Raw genomic sequence first — 21,089 nt, 5'->3', positions numbered from 1 at the left:
TGAACTGTGCTGATGTAACAGTAGGGTTACATTTTACCTTTAAACATACTATAATTGATTCTCATTTACATCAAGATTATTATTTGCAAGTAGATAGTACCAATTGAGAATGACGAATTTTTAAAATAGAAAATAAATAATAAGTGATTGATTAATATTTATTTAATTCGAAATTGGTTGGGCAAAAATAATTTAAAGATGAAAAAACGCTCCTCGGAATAGGGCTGTGATTTTGCCTATTCAAAAGGAACTGATTCTGTTGTCTCGATAAAATTGAGGAATTTTCATGAGAATATTCAATCATGAAAGGTTGATAAACCCATCAAATGTTGAACAAATTTTCCCTCACTTTGGTTTGATGGGACTAAATTTGCAATTTGCATCGGCTTTATTACGCTCAAGTGGGGCACGCCACTGATGCGATTTGGCTTATTCTGTATTTTTATCATTTTATGTATTTGTTCGTTATTGCTGGGGGCTGAGCAAATCCAGTGGTCTACCTTATTTTCTTTTTCTCATGAGAGTTGGCTCACTCTTACAGCCAGCCGTATTCCTCGTTTAATTACTATTGTGCTTACCGGTATCGGGTTGGCGGTATGTGGCGTCATCTTGCAGCACATTGTGCGTAACAAGTTTGTTGAACCGGAAACTTCGGGTGGTTTAGATGCTGCCAAACTGGGAATTTTAGTGTCGTTAACTTTAGTTCCGGTAACCAGCACGCTGAGCAAGATGATATTTGCGATCATTTTTTGTTTTATTGCTAGCTTAATTTATATCGCAATTATTCGGCGGATCCGTTTTAGAAATACGGTTTTAGTACCAGTTATTGGCTTGATGTACGGCAGTGTACTGAGTGCCTTAGCTGAGTTTTATGCCTATCGCTTTAATATTTTACAAAGTATGCAAGGGTGGCTTTTAGGAGATTTTTCAAAAATTGTCCAAGGCCACTATGAAGTTATTTACATTATTTTTCCGATTGTTGTCCTGACTTATCTTTTTGCACACCGCTTTACTGTGATTGGTATGGGGGAAGAGATGGCTTCTAGCTTAGGACTCAGTTATGCGGCTATAGCCGCCATTGGTTTGATACTGGTTGCCATTACAGTTTCAACCACAGTAATTACGGTTGGTGCTATTCCTTTTGTCGGGCTCGTGGTCCCCAATTTAGTCGCACTGAAATACGGAGAGAACTTAGCTAAAACCTTGCCCATTGTGGCTTTAGGTGGGGCGTCTCTATTACTGGTTTGCGACATTCTTGGTCGCTCGATTATTTATCCATTTGAAGTGCCAATTGGACTTACCGCAGGTGGTGTGGGGGGAATTATTTTCCTCATCCTCATTTTGAGGGAGTTCAGATAATGCGTATTACAAAGCTATGGATGATTTATCTGATTGTCATCTGCCTAGCAATAAGTTTTTTATTTTTAAACTCAGGACTAGATTTTGATGACGTCATTCCTAACCGACTTCTGCGTCTTGCCACGATTGTGATAGCCGGTATTTGCGTTGCTTTTTCCTCGATTGTTTTTCAAACATTGGTCGGTAATCGTATTTTGACTCCCTCAATTATGGGCTATGAAGCGATTTATCTCTTATGGCAAGTTTTGTTGTTGTTCTTTTGGGGAACGCATGGACTAAGCCAGTTAGGGGTAAATGGTAATTTCTTTATCTCTATCGTTTTAATGCTGCTTTATTCGTGGGTAATCCATAAGTGGTTATTGCCATATGGCAGAAATGATGTCTTTCTCCTGTTGCTTTTAGGCTTAGTCCTTACGATGGTCGTCGGGACGGTTACTCAATTTATTCAACTCAAAATTAATCCTGGTGAATTTTCTGTTTTCCAAGGCCTTAGCTATGCTTCTTTTAATCGCTCTCAACCAGAAACTTTATTGTATGCCAGCTTAGCCGTAGTCATTGTTCTATTCCTCGGTAGAAAAGCGCTCCCTGTTCTGGATGTTCTGATTTTAGGGCGTGAGCAAGCCATTTCATTAGGCATTCATCATCACCGCTATGTCAGTTTCTATTTAGCCCTGATCGCTATTTTGGTTGCGGTATCTACCAGCCTGATTGGCCCGACAGTATTTATGGGCGTATTCATTGCCAACATTACTTATGCACTAGCAAGAAGTTATAAGCATAAATTAACGCTGCCCATGGGTTGTGCCATCACGATTGCCATATTTATTGCTGCTCAAATTTTAGTTGAGCACGTTTTTAATTACAAAACGACCGTCAGCATTCTGGTCAACCTCGTATGTGGCATTTATTTCCTTGCGCTGACGGTTCGTACCCGAGGTGTTGCATGATTCATGTCAAGAATATCAATAAGTCATATGGAAATAAGCCAATACTGACTGACGTAAATGTTGAATTTCCTACAGGTCAGGTGACGTCACTCATTGGTCCAAATGGAGCCGGAAAATCGACATTGCTCATGATGATGGCACGTTTAATTGAGCCGGATAAAGGCGAGATTTTTCTTAATCATCAAAATATTGCGGATATTAAAACCGCTGTTTACGCCAAGCATGTCGCGACTTTACGTCAAGCACCCGGCTTTAATTTGCGCTTAACCGTAGAAGAGCTGGTTTCATTTGGACGCTTTCCTTATAGCCGTGGTGTTTTAACCGAGCAAGATCGTCAGGTGGTTGATGAGGCGATTGAGTTTCTTTCTTTAGAACCACTGCGCAAATCTTACATAGATGAAATTAGTGGTGGTCAAAGGCAAATGGCCTTTTTGGCGATGACGATCGCCCAGCAAACAGACGTACTTTTATTAGATGAACCCTTAAATAACCTTGATATGAAACATGCCGTTCAAATTATGCGTGCACTCAGACGCTTATGTGATGAACAAGGGCGCACTGTGATTTTAGTCATTCATGACATCAATTTTGCCACGAATTACTCGGACCATATTGTCGCGCTCAAGAACGGCAAGCTTCATTTCAGTGGGTTAACGGAACAAGTGATTACAGAGGCGCAATTAAATGATCTGTACGAGCTTGATTTTGAAATTACATACAGTGAGCGTGGCTGTATGTGTAATTACTTCAACTCATCTGGAGCTTGAATACATATGAACTGGAAGAAAAAGTATGGGGGAGTAGCCCTCATCATAGCGGCAGCTGTCACTCTACAAGCATGTGATCAAAAAGTTGCAGATACCACTCAGGCTTCTCAGAAGCTAGCAGAACCGATTACGGTGAAACATGCGCTTGGAACTACGGTGATAGATCATTTACCGCAACGCGTTGCCGTACTTGATATGAATGAAGCTGACTTTCTAGATCAACTCAATGTCCCGATTATGGGAATGCCAAAAGATTATGTTCCACACTTTTTGGAAAAATATAAAAAAGATGCACAAATTCAGGATTTGGGTGCAATTGTACAGCCCAATATGGAGCGGATATATGCATTAAAACCAGACCTGATTTTGATGACGCCATTACACGTTAATCAATATCAGGAACTGTCAAAAATTGTCCCGACCATTCACTACGATATTAACTTCAACAACAGTGAGAGTAATCATATTGGTCTGGTTAAAGACCATATGATGACCTTAGGAAAAATATTTAATAAAGAAGACTTAGCTCGCCAGAAAGTTTCTGAACTTGATGAACAGGTGAAGCAAGTACAAGCCATAACGGCCAATCGCCCAGAAAGAGCGTTAGTCGTTCTTCATAACAATGGGGCATTTAGTAATTTTGGTATTCAGTCACGCTATGGCTTTATTTTTAATGCTTTTGGTGTAAAGCCTGCAAGTGGTGTGGTGGATACAAGTCTACATGGGCAACCTATTTCGAGTGAATTCATCAAAAAAGCGGATCCCGATATTCTTTATATCGTGGACCGAACTGCTGTGATGGAACATCGCTCAAACATTAATGCTGCCAGTGTTGAAAATCCATTATTACGTCAAACCAAAGCATGGAAAAACGGTCGTGTCATTTTTGTCGATGCCGATGCGTGGTACACCACGGCTGCAAGCCCAACCTCACTCAAAATAGTGATGGAAGATGTGAAAAAAGGCTATCAATAAATTTTTGGGCACATCACTTAGTTAAATTTTACAGCATAAATTTTCACTATTTTGCTATGAATTTTAAGCAGATAGTTAATAAAAAATGAATCACAACATTAAAGGTCTTTCAATGAACAACGTTAGCGATAACCGTAATTTTAAAAGTGGGAATGATCAAAGAATTAATCACCGTTCTTTTGTATTAAATGGTGTTGCATCTGCACAAATGGCCCTTCGATTAGGCTATGCATTAGGCACCGTATTTGTTCTATGTGCATCAAACACCTATGCTGCTGTTATTGATAATTCAACAAAAACTCTAGAACAACAACAGGCTGTTCAAACAAATGTAGCAGCTTTACCAGCAATTACCGTAAAAGCTGAACAAGACGATACTTATGCAGGTGGGCAAGTTGCAACATCGAGCAATGTTGGATTTCTCGGTAGTAAAAAATTTCTAGATACGCCATTTAATACGATTAGTTATACCGATAAGTATATCGAAGATAAACAGGCAAAAGATATTACAGAGGTGATTGCAGCAACTGATCCATCGATATATACCAACGGTGCAAGTGGTGGTTGGAGTGAAAACTATTATATTCGTGGATATGCTTCGAGTACGAATGATATGTCAATGAACGGACTTTTTGGTATCACACCGTTTTATCGAACTTCTCCGGAAATGTTTGGCCGCGTTGAGGTGTTGAAAGGTCCCTCCGCTTTGTTAAATGGGATGCCGCCAGCAGGATCGGTGGGTGGAACGGTAAATCTAGTGACCAAATATGCGGCTGATGAACCGTTTGCACGATTGACCACAACTTATATGTCGGATGCCCAGTTTGGTGGACATGTCGATGTTGGAAGAAGATTTGGTGAAAATAAAGAATTCGGCGTTCGTATCAATGGAATGTATCGAGATGGAGATGCAGCAGTTAATGATCAGTCTAAAGAAAGTCGTTTATTTTCGCTTGGCTTAGATTGGCAAGGTGAAAAAGCACGTGTTTTTGTTGATGCTTACGATGCCTTAGATCATGTTGATGGTGTGACACGTGGTGTTAACGTCTCTACTGCAGTTGGAATTCCGAAACCGCCGAAAGCGGATACCTTACTTAGTCCGGATTGGGGCTCTGTTGAAACCAAAGATAAAGGCGCAATGATTCGTGGCGAATATGATTTTTCTGATCAGTTGATGGCATATGCGGCTTATGGACAAAGTACAACTGAATATAAATACAATGGGGCAAGTGCAGGGACGATTACGAGTAGCACTGGAACACTGAGTTCAACACTTGGTCAACTTGCTTTTGACGTCGATAAAAAATCAGCAGATGCTGGTTTTAAAGGCAAGTTTGAGACGGGGCCTGTGAAACATCAATGGGTCGCCAATGCAACCTACTATAATCATGCACAAGATGATTATGGTTATAGAATTATCCCAGGTTTTAGTGATCCTGTTATTACGAATATTTATGATCCCAATCCAAATTGGGGGCCTAAACCGGAATTTACACCGCCGTTTCTATTTCATTCGACACTCTCTACCTCTAGCTTTGGTTTAGCCGATACATTGTCGTTTGCTCAAGATAAAGTACAGTTGACTTTAGGACTTCGTCATCAGACTGTAAAAGCAACAAGTTCTGTTAATACATTACCTGAAAATGCTAAATCAGCAACCACGCCTGGTGTCGCCTTACTGATTAAAGCGACTGATAAAATTTCTGTTTATGCAAACTATATTGAAGGTTTGACAAAGGGTGATCAGGCACCTGCAACTGCATCAAATCCAGGGGAAATATTTCCTCCTCAAAAAACCAAACAACAGGAACTTGGTTTGAAGGTTGATTTGGGGACATTTGCGCATACCTTGAGTGCATTTGAAATTACCAAACCAAGTAGTTATTTAGATCCTTCAAAGCTTGTGAATAACTTACCTACCTTTGTTTCGGATGGAGAACAACGAAATCGTGGTATTGAATGGTCATTTTTTGGTTCACCGATTGAACATGTGCGTTTAATGGGTGGCTTTACCTATCTTGATCCTGAACTTACCAAGACTAAGAGTGGAGGAAACGATGGTCATACAGCAGTTGCTGTGCCAAAAAATCAGGCTAAGCTTGGAGCAGAGTGGGATACTCAAGTAGCACAAGGGACTTTAACCTTATCAGGAAATATCAATGCAGTTTCTAAGCAATATATTAATGCAGAAAATACCTTGTCCGTACCTGGGCGTACGCTCTTAGATGTTGGCGCACGCTATAGCACGAAAGTCGAGGACCACCCAGTTACTTTCCGTGCCAATATCTACAACTTAACCAACAAAGCGTATTGGGCACAGCCACAATTGACGAATTTGGCTTTAGGCGCACCAAGAACGTATATGCTATCTGTATCATATGACTTTTAATTTGTTGTAATCTTCAACCGAATAAAAAACCCGCAATCGCGGGTTTTTTATGATATTCGTATTTTATTCTGGCAAACCATAGTGCTGGAAAGAAGACTGTTTAGGAATTCGATAAGCATTACGTCCTAGTAATTGATTAATAATGACTGAGTTTCGAGTTGCTCCGATCCCTAAGTCAGGAGAACCAACGCCTTGCTGAAAAATCTCGGCATTTTGAATGAAAATTCGACCTTGTCCTTGATCACAACGTAAAGCCGTAAAGTCTTCTTGAACAATACAATCATTTTTATCATCAACAGCTAAAATAAAACCCTTCATATTTTGGAACCATTCAGGCCAATCATGAACATAGCCTGTAGCTGCGACAAGGGCATCAGTTTCTAATTCGCAACGTTGATCGAGTTGGGTGTGCAAACAGGTTAAACGCAGAGAACCCGATTCAAGTTCTTCAACCGATTCAACCTCACAGCTTGTGTATAGGCTTAAGCCGGATTTTTCACCACCCACTGAACGCTCATAAAGCACATCATATATATCACCAATGGTTGAGAAGCTAATCCCTTTATAGATCAGGCCCTGACTAGCAGCAATATCGCGGCGTTTATCTCTAGGCAGGCTTTGGAAATATTGCATATATGCAGGGGTAAAGCACTCTTGTCCAAGTTTAGAATATTCCATTGGGTGAAAGCCGGCAGAACGTGTGATCCAACGAATAGATGCACCTGCTTTTACTTGTTCTGGTGTAAGTGAATTAAATAAAGCAAGTACACATTCTGCTGCACTCTGGCCCGAGCCAATAACCGTGACCTGTTTACATTGCTTGAGTTGTTCCTGAATTTTTGCAAACTCCGCTGAATGTTTTACCAAAGGGTGTTTGCATATTTCCAGCCATTTAGGAATTCGAGGTTTAGTTCCAATACCAATCGCCAGATTTTGGCTTATATATTTTTGTTTTTCGCCCGAGGCTGATTCACTTTCTATAATAAATTTATTCAGCTTGGCATCATATTCCACATGGCTTACGTTTTCTCCAAATCGACAATCGGGTAATTGTTTTGAAGCCCAACGGCAATAATGGTCATATTCACGGCGTGGAATTAAAAAACTGTCGTAATAATAAAACTGATGCAAGCGATCATGTTGATGTAAATAATTAATATAGCCTAAGGGATGGCAAGGATTGGCCATAGTAACCAAGTCGGCAAAGAAAGGAACTTGTAATGTCGTACCTTGCAATAGCAGTCCTTCATGCCATCGAAATTCTGGTTTGCGTTCTAAAAATACGCTTTTGATTTCGGGATGATGAGACAAAAGAGCAGCTAAACCTAAGTTGAATGGCCCAATACCAATTCCGGTAATATCTATTTTTTTCATGTTTATACTTTATCTGTTTCCAAAATGATGAAAGTTCAAAATACGAATTAATGTGCTGTTAGTAGTTTCTCTACATCAGCAATATTGCGACATTGAATAAGTTGAACAGGTGAGAGCTGAATCGCGTATGCTTCATTAATACGTTTTGAAACAACCTTTAAATGATGCGGACGTAGCCCGAGATGAGTAAAATGAGTTGAGTTGTCCACTTCCTTATTTGGCGGGTGACCTATCACTTCTAAATAAATGTCGAGTAGTTGATTTTGCTGTTTAGCATTATTTTCAAGTGGTATAGATGAATGACCGGACTCATTATTTTTAAAATATAGACGTTTATTTTGAAGCTCACTGAAAAAACTGCTGAGATCAAAACTGAATATTTCTGAACCAATAATTTGCTTGATTGCTAATTGCAGTGCATCCAAGAAATCGTCAATCATGTTGGGTGGAAATGCTTCTTGGGCATAATCAATATCGAAAATCAAAGCGCCGTCATTTCTTGTGCTAAAGCGAATATCAATTGCAACTTGAGGTGTTTGGGTCAGTCCATCTAGTTGCTGAATAGGATGAGATTCAGATAATACCGGCCATGACAAACCATTTGTAATTACAATCGGTAATACTGGAGCAGTGCCAACTTTTTCAAATAATAGTCGAGCGAGATCAACGCCTGAAAATGAAAGATGCTGTAAACCCTCTAAAACTTCAGTTTGCAAACGGTTTGCTTGTTCAGCAAATTGATGTGAGGTTTTCCACTCAACAGCAATAAACGTAGAGCTATTAGAAAATGGTCCGGCATAGAGAGGAAGTGTAGGAACAGCAACGCATAGAGATTTGTCCGTGCTCCAATGAGATAGCACTTCCAAAATAATCGCCATGATGATTGAGTTTTTAAACAGTGAATGTTTTGCGCCAATTTTAGACAACTGTTTAAATTGATCTTTTTCTATAACCAAACTTTTACGTTGGTAACGTGAAGTCGGTAAATGCTGTAAGGGCGTTTTCCACGGAAGCGCAGGAATAGCCGATAATTTAGAAAATTTTCTTTCCCAGTAAGCCATATCTGTGTGATGAACAGATAAGCTATTTTCAGCTTCATTTTCTTCTATTTGTGTTTGGATATCATGTTGTTGCCCATCAAATAGCTCTAACATAAGTGAAGCTATAGATCGGCCATCTAAAATCAATGCATCAAAGCGGACAAAAATTGTTAATAGATTATTTTTTAATAAAAATACGGTGATATTCCAAGGCGACTGATTTAAATCAAATAGCTCATGCGTATAACTATTTTTATAGGACTGGATGTGGTGAGAAGCATGTTCAGGATCCCATGTAGTTAGGTCTATTTCTTTTAAATTGACACTCACTTGATCGCTTACATATTGTACGAACCTATTTTTATCAATATAGGTTCGTAAGCTGTCATGCCGCCGTACCATTTTTGCCAATCGTTGTCTTAATAAAACAATATCCATTTTGCCGTGATACTGCCTAAACTCTTGCATGGCAACACCACCTAAAGGAAGGGCTTGAGTTCGACCCAATAGATAAGCTTGCTGTAATGCATTTAATGGTTTTTGAGACGTACGATCTGACGAGGTATTTTGTGCTGAGTTTATAATTTGTGTATTAAGTTGCTCAGGATGTGCGGCAAGATTTTTAAGTAAATGAATGAAAGATTCAAATAAATTTGTGGTCCATTCTTTGGGTAGAGCATCTAAACGGATGTCCCAATTAACTAAAATACCGCCATCTACATGAGCAACTTGTGCATCAAGTGCAACTTGCGGCCCTTGTGAAATGACCCAATTCATTGAGCCAAAAACACGGCGGACACGTTCGGAAAGCAAATTATCGTTTTCTAAGTCGAGTGCCGCTGTAAATACCACTGGAGCAATCTGTGCACTACCATGATAACGGGACAGGTCACGTAGAACATTCACACCCGAATAATGTGAATGCTCTAATAACTCAAGCATTTGATTTGCTATTTGTTTGCAGAATGCAGCTAAGGTAGTTATTCCTTTCATATCGACATCAAGGATGACTAGATTAGCAAAATCACCAATAGTGCCTTCGACATTTTTTAAAACCGGCTCACGCCAAAAAGTAGGAATATTTAATCGGAAGCTGTGATCTTTGGTTGCATGACCAAGCGTATAGGCAAATAGACCTAATATCAGATTGGTCACAGTAATGCGTTGTTCTCTAGCAAGTTGTTGTAATGCTTTTCGTTCTTCCGGCGATAACCACGTACTTAAACGATCACTTTTTGCTGTTTTGAATTCTTGATGAATGAAAGGTAGAGACGGAGCAGGGCTAATATGAGGCAGACGTTGTTTCCACCATAAGCGGTCTCGTTGGTTTAATTTTTTTAGGTCAGGATCTGTCCGTATTTTTTGATACCAGTCAAAAAAATTAGGCGGACGGGAGAATGATATTTCTGGGTCTTCATAAAACAAAGAAAGATCTTCCATCAAGTTCAAAAAACTGGACGGATCTATAGCAATCATGTCCGTATCTATATGAAAACGAAAAATATTATTTTTAAGAACACTTATAGAAAATCTTGCAGTCTGGCCCTGACTTAGATCAAGTTTTTGATGGGTCCATTGCTCCCGTTTTTGCATGAGCATTTGCTCAATTTGATAATCGCTAAGCTTTGAAAAATCATAGACTTCTAATATCTGTTGAGTCTTCTCAGACATGATGTTTGCGATGCCATCGGCACTCAAACTTAATCTCAAAATAGGGTGTTCTTTATAAAGTCGTTGAAGTGCTAAATGTAATTTTTGTAGATCAATAAATTGACCGTCAAATTCTGCATAGAGGTGGGCAGCAACCCCACCTAAAGTTGCGTTGCCAGAGCGACCAAACCAGCAGGCCGCTTGCATCGAAGTTAATTCACACATTGAACGATAACTCGGTTGACAAATTAATCTTGTTTCAGCATCATACAAACAAATGAAAATGATTACCAGTTGCATTTGTTAATCATTTCCAATTTTGCTGTGAATATATAGCTTGTCCGTCTTAAGAGTTTTCTTTAGTCGGTATTCAAATTAAATATTTATGCCGATATGTAAGAAACTTTACGAAGAATCAATAGCTTGAAAACCATTAAATTAAATTGAATATTTAGAATGTCATGAAAAAACAGTTGATTGAGTTTGGTCGCTGGTCTCCCGAGAGAGCGCAAAACTATCGAAATAAAGGTTATTGGATTGACCAACCTTTGACGCGCATTTTAACGGTAGGGGTTCAATCGCATCCGCATTCACCGGCAATTATTTGTGGTGAGCGTCAGTTGAGTTATATCGAGCTGGACCAGCTATCAACAAATTTAGCCTCTCGACTAGCTGAAAAAGGCTTGGGCAAGGGTGATACTGCTTTAGTACAACTTCCCAATGTTGCGGAGTTTTATATTGTCTTTTTTGCCTTGCTTAAAGCAGGCGTGGTTGTGCTCAATGCGCTATATAGCCATCGCCAATATGAACTAAATGCCTTCATTAAACAGATTCAACCTAAGCTTTTAATTGGTTCGCGTCAGCATGAAGTCTTTAGCAATAATCAATTTATTGACTCACTTCATGAAGTAAATTTAAGTCCTGAAATTATTTTGATGCTCAATCATCAAGCTACCGATTTCGGACTATTAGACTGGATTGAAACACCAGCAGAGACCTTAGTCGATTTTTCATCTACACCTGCTGATGAAGTTGCTTTCTTTCAGTTGTCAGGTGGAAGTACGGGAACACCAAAACTTATTCCACGCACGCATAATGACTATGACTATAGTGTGCGAGCCAGTGCCGAGATTTGCGGTTTAAACTCGAATACCCGGTTATTATGTGCTCTGCCAGCTCCGCATAACTTTATGTTGAGCTCACCCGGTGCATTAGGTGTTTTACATGCAGGTGGATGTGTTGTTATGGCACCAAATCCTGAACCGCTCAATTGTTTTTCTATTATTCAAAGACATCAAGTCAATATGGCATCTTTAGTGCCGAGTGCTGTCATTATGTGGCTAGAAAAAGCCGCGCAATATAAAGATCAAACTCAGTCTTTAAAGTTGCTTCAAGTGGGGGGAGCAAGTTTCCCTGAATCTTTAGCTCGTCAAGTTCCTGAAGTCCTCAATTGTAAATTACAACAAGTATTTGGAATGGCTGAAGGCTTGGTCAATTACACCAGACTCGATGACTCCGATGAGCAAATCTTTACGACACAAGGGCGTCCTATCAGTTCTGATGATGAAATAAAAATTGTAGATGAGCAGTATAAAGAAGTTCCGGAAGGTGAAGTAGGAATGCTTGCGACTCGTGGGCCTTATACCTTCTGTGGTTATTACCAAAGCCCTGAACATAATTCACAGGTCTTTGATGAGGATAACTATTACTATTCGGGCGATCTCGTGCAGCGTACCCCTGATGGTAATTTACGTGTAGTAGGAAGAATTAAAGACCAGATTAACCGTGGTGGTGAAAAGATTGCTTCGGAAGAAATAGAAAAACTTATTCTTTTACATCCGGAAGTTATGCACGCAGCTTTAGTCGCAATTGTTGATGAACAATTCGGTGAAAAGAGTTGTGCCTTTATTGTTTCTCGTAATCCTGAACTTAAAGCTGTTGTGCTCAGACGCCATCTCATGGAGCTGGGTATTGCACAATACAAACTTCCAGATCAGATCAAATTAATCGAAAGTTTGCCACTGACCGCAGTCGGTAAGGTGGACAAAAAACAACTTCGCAGCATTTTAAATACATCTACAACATCTTAGTAAATATTGAGCAGCATATGGCTATTTCAAAAATTTCTACTTATCTCATGCCCAAAAGAGAGAGTTATCCAAATAACAAAACAGACTGGCAATTAGATCCTTCTCGAGCAGTTTTATTAATTCATGATATGCAGCGTTACTTTTTAAATTTTTACGATGCTGAAAGTGAATTAATTAAAACGGTTGTTAATCATTTAGTTCAACTAAGAAGTTGGGCACATCAGAACAATGTTCCTGTTGTCTATACAGCACAGCCTTATGAACAGCCAGCGGCAGATCGTGCATTACTGAATGCGATGTGGGGACCGGGTTTGCCAGCCTCAACAATCGATCAGCAAAAAATTATTGATCAACTTTCTCCTGCTGAACATGACATTGTCTTAACGAAATGGCGTTATAGCGCGTTTAAACGTTCGGATTTGCTTGAAAGAATGCAAAACTGGAATCGTGATCAGCTCATTATTGGCGGTGTCTATGCCCATATCGGGTGTATGGTTACGGCAATTGAAGCTTTTATGAGTGACATACAACCCTTTCTGGTTGGAGATGCAGTTGCCGATTTTTCAGAAGAAGAACACCGCTTAGCTTTGAAATATGTATCTTCACGTTGTGGTCAAGTTGTGGATACCGAATCTGTAGTGGGGCAGGTGGCAACAGGCATTACACGACCTTGGCTAGAGCAAAAGGTCCAGCAGCTTATTGAAGAAGATGAATTAGATCCAGAAGAAAACCTGATTCTTTATGGATTGGACTCATTACGAATTATGCAGTTTTCTTCGGAACTCAAAGCGCAGGGAATCAATATCAGTTTTGAAGAATTAGGACGCACACCCACCTTATCAAATTGGTGGTCATTGGTTGATGCACGGCAAAGGATTGCAGGGTAGAGGGTTGCCATCATAAGGCATACGACAAATCCTGGTCGCTAAATTTTACATAAAATTTATATCTTTGATAGCGACTCCTTAGACGACTTGTAATCGTCATATTAACGGAGCAAAAAATGATTTTATCGCCTGCTGATCAAGAGAGAATAGAGACATTCTGGAATTACTGTTTAAAACATCAATACTTCAATATTGGATATCCTGAATCTGCAGATTTTGATTATTCCGCTTTATTCCGTTTTTTCAAATTCTCTATTAATAATTGTGGTGATTGGAAAGACTATAGTAATTACGCATTGAATTCTTTTGATTTTGAAAAAGATGTGATGGCGTATTTTGCTGAAATTTTTCAAATTCCCTTTGAAGAAAGCTGGGGATACGTAACCAATGGTGGCACAGAAGGTAATATGTTTGGCTGCTATCTGGCGCGTGAGCTATTTCCTGATTCCACATTATATTACTCAAAAGATACGCATTATTCGGTGGGAAAAATCGCCAAATTATTGCAGATGAAATCTTGTGTGATCGAATCATTGGATAATGGTGAAATCGACTATGATCATTTAACCCATAAAATAAAAACCAATAAAGAAAGTCACCCCATTATTTTTGCAAATATTGGTACGACCATGACCGGCGCAATTGATGATATTGAAATGATTCAAAAGCGCTTAGCGCAAATCGGAATCATGCGCCGAGATTATTATATTCATGCCGACGCTGCCTTGAGTGGCATGATTTTACCTTTTGTTGACCATCCTCAAGCATTTACCTTTGCTCATGGCATCGACTCGATTTGTGTGTCTGGTCATAAAATGATTGGCTCACCAATTCCGTGTGGCATTGTTGTGGCCAAGCGCCAAAATGTAGAACGTATATCGGTAGATGTTGACTATATCTCTACACGGGATCAAACCATTAGCGGTTCTCGTAATGGTCATACCGTCTTGCTGATGTGGGCAGCAATACGTAGCCAAACCAATTTACAAAGACGGCAGAGAATTCAACATTGTCTAAAAATGGCCCAGTACGCGGTTGATCGCTTTCAGGCAGTGGGCATTCCTGCTTGGCGAAATCCGAATTCAATCACTGTGGTATTTCCGTGTCCCTCTGAGCACATCTGGAAAAAGCATTATCTGGCAACTTCCGGAAATATGGCTCATTTAATTACTACGGCACATCACCGAGATACACGTCAGATTGATAGCTTAATTGACGACGTTATTTTTGATTTACAAGGTGCCTCTAAACGTACAGTTGGTTTTTAGTCATATCAACCAAAATGATTTAGACAAATCCATATTAATTTTTACAGTCTAGAAAATGATCTAAAAATATTTTGATAGGGTGGTTAGGAAGTTTTTGATGCAATTAAAGTTTTTAAAAAAATACTTTTTATTTGATTTTCTTATTCATACTTTTTTAAAGCCGAAAAAGGCAATTCTTGCTGGTCAATTGAAGCGAGATTTCATTTTAAGTACCGCTTTTTCTATGAATATAAAGAGAGATAAGCATGTCTGATTTAAAGTTATCTCATCTGATGACAGACTCTTCCTTGGCACCTGCACTCAAGCCAGCATTTCCTAAATTATTTGCAGGAACACTTGCTGCCGTATTTTCTGGTTTAGCCATTTTAACTGCCTTGTGGGGCATGATTCAGTTGATTGGTTATTTATCTTCTTATTGGGTGATCTTTTCAGCGGTTTTTTGGATAGTCGGGGCGGCATTGGCAGCACTGGCTTCATGGTTAGTGCATGATGCAGAGGCTGGATTTTCGGCACGATTACGTCGTCAAATTGCTCATCATTTAATTCGGTTACCTAACACAACCCTATCAAAACAGGGTGACCAAAACTTAAAACGACTGGTTTCAGACGATATCGCAACCTTACACCATATGGTGGCGCATTTACCGTCGGAAATTGCGATTTTTGCTGTAATCCCTTTAGTTTCTATTGTTTTATTAATTGCTTTGGTTGGCCCGATGGCCCTTTGGGTATTATTACCTGGTGCAATAGCTTCACTTTATTATTTAATTATTGTCCCACATGTATCAAAACGGGATGGCGCTGCACGTATGCAGGTCATGTTAGATATTATTGGTTCTGCTGATGATTATGCGCGCGGCATTCGTGATAATCGAATATATGGGCAACAATCAGGTGCTTTAACAGCCTATACTCAATCAGCACAAAATTTCACTCAAAATATGGTGTCTTGGGTGAGTAAAGTCGCAACACTCGCTGCTGTTGCCACTGCATTACTACAAGCTGTTGCAACCTTTGCCATAGCCTATTTTGTAGCTTATCAATACGACAGCATGACCTTGGCTGCAACACTTTTCTTTAGTTTGGCCATCGTGACACCTTCGCTACGTTTAGGGCATGGTCTTGATTATGTCGCTGCTGGGCGGGCTGCAGCTACTCGTTTATCTGCTTTCTTAAAAGAGCCAGTACTTTCATCGGGCAATCTACAACAGATTGAGCAAGATGTAACACTCGAAATAGTGAATGCAAGCTTTGCAATTGAAAATCAAAAAGTATTTGATCGATTAAGTTATTCATTTCCAAAAAATTCAATGACTGCAATTACAGGACCAAGTGGAGTTGGCAAAACAACCTTACTGCGGGCACTTGCTGGATTAGTCGTATTGCAAGAAGGTGTCGTTCAATTAGCAAAAACAGATATTTTGCAATTACATGAAAAACTAAGACATGAAAAGGTTTTGTTTATTCCACAAGGTGGAGATGTATTACCGACCACAGTAAGAGAAAACTTATCCTTATCTGCCGTTAATGCAAATGATGAACAACTTGAGCAGGCATTACTCAAGGCCCAATTAAAAGTAGATTTAAATGCAGATGCAACTTTACTTTCAGGCGGTGAAAAACAGCGCATAGGAATAGCGCGTGCGTTTTTATCCACAGCTCCTATTATTTTATTAGATGAGCCAACGAGCGCACTCGACCAGACCAATGCGACAAAAATAATATTGGAGTTAAGCGACTTAGCTAAAAACCAGAATAAAACCATCGTCATGGTCACTCATGATCTTGCCTTAGCTGCTCATGCCGACAGCAGGTTAGTGCTTAACGGCCCAACTGACTCAGGGAAATCTTTATGAATACTCCTGCTAAATTAAATAAAGATCAGATTTTTTCGATGCTTCCTCGTGCGGCCAAACAAAAATTAATTATTGTTGGTATCGGATGGATCATTGTTGCAGCAATTGAAGCAATCGCATATACCGTATTGGCATTTGCAATTGTCAATCAATGGTCACCAAGCTGGGTTCTCATCAGTGCAATTGCAGCAATATTAGTGACAGTGGTGGTCACTCGTGCTGGCTTCCTTACTGGTGTGCGCTTAGCAGGAGACCTATTTGCTGAGTTAGGCAAATCTTTAGCTCGTGCTAAGCTCTCTTGGTTTACCAATGAACAGCGTGCTCAGATTAAGACAATTGCTGGACAGGGAATTCCTGGGTTTATGAGTATCCCTGCTCATCAATTGCAAACCTTTTTACATGCGCCTTTTATGCCTTTATTTCTAACAATAGGAATAGGCCTGCTTGCTGGAGCAGGCGTAGCATTTGTCGCTTTAGGCTTACTTTTACTCTCTTTATTTGCTCAATTCCTAGCACAACGTGCACTCATGCATATTGATAAAAAACGTAATACTGCCGATTTAGCTGCTTCACAAGCAACGTTGGAATTGGTTGATCATGTTGAGTTATTACGCACAGCCGCGGGACCAGAACGTGCGGTTCAAAGGCTGGAACATCGTTGGGAAGAGCAAGAAGAGACATTAGTACGGATCAACCGTGCTGCTGCATTTGCAAGTTTTGTTGCGACCTTGGCAAGTGTTTTACCCATTGCAGGGATGGCAACCTATCTGGTACTTGCTGGTGTCAATCATGCTGCTTTGGTGTTGGCATTACTCGTCTTAATTGGACGTGCAGCAGCGCCATTAGGTGAACTTGCTACCGCAGGGTTGCATATCAATGATTTATTTGCTGCACTACGCAACTTTAATCAGATCACCCATCCACCTGAGTTACCTGAGCCATTACACCCTCAAATTCCTACTGGCCATCATATTTCGGTACAAGGCGTTAGCTATGCGCCAGCACTTGAAAATATATCTCTCGATATCGCATTGGGGAGCAGAGTATGGGTTACCGGACCAAGCGGTAGTGGTAAGAGTACTTTACTTGAATTGCTTACACGGTTTGATGATCCACAAAGAGGAAAAATTACCCTTGGTGGCATAGCTCTTGATCAAATGAAATATGAAGATTTGGTCTCGAATATCGCTTATGTCACACAAGAACCTATTTTGTTCACAAGTACACTGGCTGAAAATATCCGTTTAGGTAAACCTGATGCAACTGATGATGAAATAGAAAAGGCTGCAAGAGATGCCGCATTAGGCGCAATGATTGACCGTAGTTCAGAAGGAATTAATCAATCGGTGGGTAAACAAGGCACCGCATTGTCTGGTGGTGAACGTCAGCGGGTCGCAATTGCCCGAGCATTACTCAAAAATGCGCCGATTTTAATACTTGATGAAGCAACCTCTGCCTTGGATGAAGAGACTGAGCAGGAAATTGTTACAACGATACGTGCTCTTTCTTCTACGGTTATTTTTGTGACACATCGTGATTCAGCTATTTGGCAACCGACTCAAACTATCAATTTAGCTTCAACTTCTGTTTAAAAAATAGAGCAGAAACCTGATTTAAGCATTTTTTATAAAAGAAAAATGCTTAATATTTGGAGAATTCTTAAGTGAATAAACATCAATATAATATGTTCTGTTTACCGCCTGCGGGGAGTAGCGCGAGTATTTATCATCCATGGAAAAAGCTAATCTCTGACAGTATTCGTATTATTCCTATTGAATATTCGGGTCATGGTATAAAAATAAATGAACCATTGATTGATGATCCTGATCTATTGGCTATGCAAATTGCCAATGAAATACAAGCTTACTCAGACACACCATTTATTTTATTTGGACATAGTGTAGGAGGTGGCTTGATTTGGAAAGTACTCAATTATTTGAATGAAAAACCCATAATTGATCAGTTGAGATTAATTGTTATAAGTAGCCGACCTGAGCACCACTATATTCAACATATGCGGTACAAGCATGAGCTAACCGATGAAAAAATTATTGATGAATTAAAGCGATACAATAATTTTCCTGACGAAATTTTAAATAATCAGGATGCACTCACATTCTTTCTCAAAATCATTCGTAACGACTTCTATCTTAGCGATCAATTGCTTAGCGAGAATATACACAAGACTGAGGTTCCGATTGTTGCATTTTATGGCAAACAGGACCCTGATATTCCTAATAAGAGAATGATGGATGCATGGCAACAACACACAGAAAATTGGTTAGGAAGTATTGAGTTTGAAGGGGATCATTTCTACTTTCTCAATCGCGAGACCCGACTAAAGATGCTTGAAAACATTGCTGCCATCGTTGAAACATTGACAGTGAATATTGAATAAAGTACAGGCTATGAATACGGAGAAGCAGTTAAGTAGAGGGGCTAATCCATGCCTGGATGAAATAAATATTCAATATGAAAAGCTAACAGCTTTCGGGCTAGATATACATAAAGTCCAGCTCAGTGAAATCAAAGAAATACCTCAGCTTGATCATATCTATCAGGAGCTGAATATATTTCTTCCACCGAAGATAAAAAACTCACGCTTCATTCGACAATTAGAGTTCTTGACGGGGCGCTTAGCAGCAAAATATGCATTACAAAGCCTCAATTTAGAACATTCTATTGTCTATCAAGGTAGACATGGGGAACCCCTATGGCCCGAAGGAGTGATAGGTGGGATTAGCCATGTTGGATCAAAAAAATCATGTCATGCCATCGCATATGCTAGAAATAACACGGTTCAAGAAAAAATATTTGGGATCGATATAGAGTCTCAAAAACATTATATTTTTTTTCAAAAGAAAGATGAGTTTTATGATGTTTTTCTAAATAAAAATGAACAAGCAGAAATTGAAAAGCTGCAAAAAAAACAAGCATATTTATATTTGGTAATATTCTCTGCTAAAGAAAGTATCATTAAAGCAATTTATTTAAAATATAAGCAAATTATTGATTTTAAAAATATAAATTTTAAACAACAAGATGGCGAGTTTCTTTATTTTTACCTTAGTCAAGAAAGTTCAATCGAGATAAATCTAGAGATTAAAGTTCAATTTTTTTATACAAATAACGAGATAATTACAATTTCTTGCATTGAAAACTAATTTTATTATTGATAATAATAATCATTTGCATTAATGTGTGTTTCAGTATTTTTATACTCCTATATTTAAAAAGAAGTACTACAGAATTTGCTTGAAAAAAATCAATGTGAGAGGTGATATACAGATGATGCAGACTCAAATATCAGTAGAGCAAAATTTAGATCATGTCGGTCAAAAGAAATTTTCATGTTTCTCTACGAAAAATTATTATCTCGAAGTGAACGAATTCGTTAAAACGCTAAATACACCTGCAGCAAATACCGCACTATTTAATGATGAGATTGCAAAATGTTTTGAAGAAATTAAAAAGCAAGGCCATCAAAATCCAGTTTTAATTGGTGCTATACCTTTTGATATTACAAAGAAAAGTAGCTTAAATTTTTATGTTGATCATAAAAAAATAACACAAGCATCTTCTACGATTAACTCATTAAAAAATCGTAATAACATTGAGATAATTAATAAATCATTACTCATTCAACGCCAAAAATTTGAAGGTACAGTACAGTTAGCATTAGATGCTTTTGAGAAAAAGAAGGTAGAAAAAGTTGTTCTTTCTCAGGCTGTTGAATATGAGTTCAACCGTCATCAAGAGCCAGAAAACTTATTGGCTGCTTTATTAAAACAAAATCCAAATGCTTATAATTTTGTGATTCCAGTAGAACATAATAATTATATTCTAGGCGCAAGCCCAGAACTGCTTTTATCAAAACAAGGTCGTATTGTAACCAGTAATCCTTTGGCCGGTTCTAGACCCAAATCTCAGATTTCCGAAAAAAATTTCGTCAGCCAACAAGAATTAAATCATTCTGAGAAAGACCAACATGAACATCGAATTGTGGTTGAAAATATTATTAGAAATTTAGCCACTCATTGTGTAGAGCTTAAGGTTTCTGAATTTCCAGATATTTTAGAAACATCAACAATGTTGCATTTATCATCAGAATTCCAAGGTATGCTCAAACAACAGGCACCGAATGCATTAAACCTTGCATTAGAATTACATCCAACACCAGCGGTTTGTGGCTCACCAACTCATGTTGCTAAGCAGTTTATTTTAGATCATGAAGGTTATGACCGACATTATTACACGGGGTTAGTAGGCTGGATGGATGCCGAGGGTAATGGAGAATGGGTAGTGACGATTCGCTGTGGTCTACTCAGTGAAAATAAAATGCGCTTATATGCTGGTGCGGGGATTGTTGAAGGGTCAGATGCTGAAGCTGAATGGCTAGAAACAGAAGCTAAGATGCAAACCATGCTAAATATTCTAAATACAAAAATTGCTGTGTAATTATTAAACCTAGGCTGGTGTTATGTTTA

15 protein-coding genes are annotated in these 21,089 nt (G+C 39.0%); 13 read left to right on the top strand and 2 right to left on the bottom strand.

Annotation, left to right across the window (positions count from 1 at the left end):
- Nucleotides 1-417 precede the first annotated feature (417 nt).
- From bauD to bauA, 5 genes are all read left to right on the top strand, one after another.
- Entirely contained in the window at nt 418-1,359 is a 942-nt protein-coding gene (bauD, locus tag EGS71_RS07130; protein ID WP_001210792.1) for a ferric acinetobactin ABC transporter permease subunit BauD, read from the top strand.
- Nucleotides 1,359-2,306, top strand: coding sequence for a ferric acinetobactin ABC transporter permease subunit BauC (gene bauC, locus EGS71_RS07125; protein WP_001223269.1), 948 nt, complete (start codon nt 1,359-1,361; stop codon nt 2,304-2,306). Before bauD ends, bauC begins: the two co-directional genes overlap by 1 nt.
- Nucleotides 2,303-3,073, top strand: a complete 771-nt coding sequence (bauE, locus tag EGS71_RS07120) for a ferric acinetobactin ABC transporter ATP-binding protein BauE (RefSeq protein ID WP_000582117.1) — start codon at nt 2,303-2,305, stop codon at nt 3,071-3,073. The genes bauC and bauE overlap by 4 nt, the downstream gene beginning before the upstream one ends.
- Nucleotides 3,074-3,079: 6 nt before the next feature.
- Entirely contained in the window at nt 3,080-4,048 is a 969-nt protein-coding gene (bauB, locus tag EGS71_RS07115; RefSeq protein ID WP_001104136.1) for a siderophore-binding periplasmic lipoprotein BauB, read from the top strand.
- An 85-nt stretch (nt 4,049-4,133) separates the two neighbouring features.
- Nucleotides 4,134-6,437 (top strand): TonB-dependent ferric acinetobactin receptor BauA, encoded by a 2,304-nt coding sequence (bauA, locus tag EGS71_RS07110; protein ID WP_001016284.1) that lies wholly within the window; start codon nt 4,134-4,136, stop codon nt 6,435-6,437.
- Between the two features lie 63 nt (nt 6,438-6,500).
- On the opposite strand, the gene basC is transcribed toward bauA, so the two are convergent.
- On the bottom strand, nt 6,501-7,811 hold the full coding sequence (basC, locus tag EGS71_RS07105; RefSeq protein ID WP_000717771.1) for a putative histamine N-monooxygenase: 1,311 nt from the start codon (nt 7,809-7,811) through the stop codon (nt 6,501-6,503).
- A 47-nt stretch (nt 7,812-7,858) separates the two neighbouring features.
- A complete protein-coding gene (gene basD, locus EGS71_RS07100) occupies nt 7,859-10,801 on the bottom strand; it encodes an acinetobactin non-ribosomal peptide synthetase subunit BasD (RefSeq protein WP_001177748.1) in 2,943 nt (980 codons plus the stop codon).
- A 161-nt stretch (nt 10,802-10,962) separates the two neighbouring features.
- Between basD and basE the strand changes: the two genes are divergently transcribed.
- The 8 genes from basE to basJ all read left to right on the top strand — a co-directional run bounded on the left by basE (nt 10,963) and on the right by basJ (nt 21,060).
- Nucleotides 10,963-12,591 carry a (2,3-dihydroxybenzoyl)adenylate synthase BasE gene (gene basE, locus EGS71_RS07095; RefSeq protein WP_000744363.1) on the top strand — a complete coding sequence of 543 codons (1,629 nt, stop codon included), beginning with the start codon at nt 10,963-10,965 and terminating at the stop codon, nt 12,589-12,591.
- A 17-nt stretch (nt 12,592-12,608) separates the two neighbouring features.
- Nucleotides 12,609-13,478 carry an acinetobactin biosynthesis bifunctional isochorismatase/aryl carrier protein BasF gene (basF, locus tag EGS71_RS07090; protein ID WP_001018271.1) on the top strand — a complete coding sequence of 290 codons (870 nt, stop codon included), beginning with the start codon at nt 12,609-12,611 and terminating at the stop codon, nt 13,476-13,478.
- Between the two features lie 116 nt (nt 13,479-13,594).
- On the top strand, nt 13,595-14,746 hold the full coding sequence (gene basG, locus EGS71_RS07085; RefSeq protein ID WP_000603872.1) for an acinetobactin biosynthesis histidine decarboxylase BasG: 1,152 nt from the start codon (nt 13,595-13,597) through the stop codon (nt 14,744-14,746).
- A 245-nt stretch (nt 14,747-14,991) separates the two neighbouring features.
- Nucleotides 14,992-16,602: an acinetobactin export ABC transporter permease/ATP-binding subunit BarA gene (gene barA / locus EGS71_RS07075; protein ID WP_001281543.1), complete on the top strand. Its 1,611-nt coding sequence runs from the start codon at nt 14,992-14,994 to the stop codon at nt 16,600-16,602.
- Nucleotides 16,599-18,194 carry an acinetobactin export ABC transporter permease/ATP-binding subunit BarB gene (gene barB, locus EGS71_RS07070; RefSeq protein WP_001095756.1) on the top strand — a complete coding sequence of 532 codons (1,596 nt, stop codon included), beginning with the start codon at nt 16,599-16,601 and terminating at the stop codon, nt 18,192-18,194. The genes barA and barB overlap by 4 nt, the downstream gene beginning before the upstream one ends.
- Before the next feature lie 71 nt (nt 18,195-18,265).
- Complete coding sequence (basH, locus tag EGS71_RS07065; protein WP_001032903.1) at nt 18,266-19,000, top strand: acinetobactin biosynthesis thioesterase BasH; 735 nt, start codon at nt 18,266-18,268, stop codon at nt 18,998-19,000.
- A gap of 10 nt (nt 19,001-19,010) precedes the next feature.
- Nucleotides 19,011-19,766: a 4'-phosphopantetheinyl transferase family protein gene (locus tag EGS71_RS07060; RefSeq protein WP_001091014.1), complete on the top strand. Its 756-nt coding sequence runs from the start codon at nt 19,011-19,013 to the stop codon at nt 19,764-19,766.
- Between the two features lie 124 nt (nt 19,767-19,890).
- The gene (gene basJ / locus EGS71_RS07055; RefSeq protein ID WP_000983829.1) at nt 19,891-21,060 is read left to right on the top strand and encodes an acinetobactin biosynthesis isochorismate synthase BasJ; all 1,170 of its coding nucleotides are present in this window, start codon (nt 19,891-19,893) and stop codon (nt 21,058-21,060) included.
- The last annotated feature ends 29 nt before the right edge of the window (nt 21,061-21,089 follow it).

The sequence above is a fragment of the Acinetobacter sp. FDAARGOS_559 genome (assembly GCF_003940475.1).
Classification (GTDB): domain Bacteria; phylum Pseudomonadota; class Gammaproteobacteria; order Pseudomonadales; family Moraxellaceae; genus Acinetobacter; species Acinetobacter baumannii.
This window is presented reverse-complemented; position numbering and strand designations above follow the sequence as displayed.

Bases quoted from the DNA above. Each gene is read 5' to 3' on its own strand.
- bauD (WP_001210792.1), top strand. From the start codon at position 418: ATGCGATTTGGCTTATTCTGTATTTTTATCATTTTATGTATTTGTTCG.
- bauC (WP_001223269.1), top strand. From the start codon at position 1,359: ATGCGTATTACAAAGCTATGGATGATTTATCTGATTGTCATCTGCCTA.
- bauE (WP_000582117.1), top strand. From the start codon at position 2,303: ATGATTCATGTCAAGAATATCAATAAGTCATATGGAAATAAGCCAATA.
- bauB (WP_001104136.1), top strand. From the start codon at position 3,080: ATGAACTGGAAGAAAAAGTATGGGGGAGTAGCCCTCATCATAGCGGCA.
- bauA (WP_001016284.1), top strand. From the start codon at position 4,134: ATGAATCACAACATTAAAGGTCTTTCAATGAACAACGTTAGCGATAAC.
- basC (WP_000717771.1), bottom strand. From the start codon at position 7,811: ATGAAAAAAATAGATATTACCGGAATTGGTATTGGGCCATTCAACTTA.
- basD (WP_001177748.1), bottom strand. From the start codon at position 10,801: ATGCAACTGGTAATCATTTTCATTTGTTTGTATGATGCTGAAACAAGA.
- basE (WP_000744363.1), top strand. From the start codon at position 10,963: ATGAAAAAACAGTTGATTGAGTTTGGTCGCTGGTCTCCCGAGAGAGCG.
- basF (WP_001018271.1), top strand. From the start codon at position 12,609: ATGGCTATTTCAAAAATTTCTACTTATCTCATGCCCAAAAGAGAGAGT.
- basG (WP_000603872.1), top strand. From the start codon at position 13,595: ATGATTTTATCGCCTGCTGATCAAGAGAGAATAGAGACATTCTGGAAT.
- barA (WP_001281543.1), top strand. From the start codon at position 14,992: ATGTCTGATTTAAAGTTATCTCATCTGATGACAGACTCTTCCTTGGCA.
- barB (WP_001095756.1), top strand. From the start codon at position 16,599: ATGAATACTCCTGCTAAATTAAATAAAGATCAGATTTTTTCGATGCTT.
- EGS71_RS07060 (WP_001091014.1), top strand. From the start codon at position 19,011: ATGAATACGGAGAAGCAGTTAAGTAGAGGGGCTAATCCATGCCTGGAT.
- basJ (WP_000983829.1), top strand. From the start codon at position 19,891: ATGATGCAGACTCAAATATCAGTAGAGCAAAATTTAGATCATGTCGGT.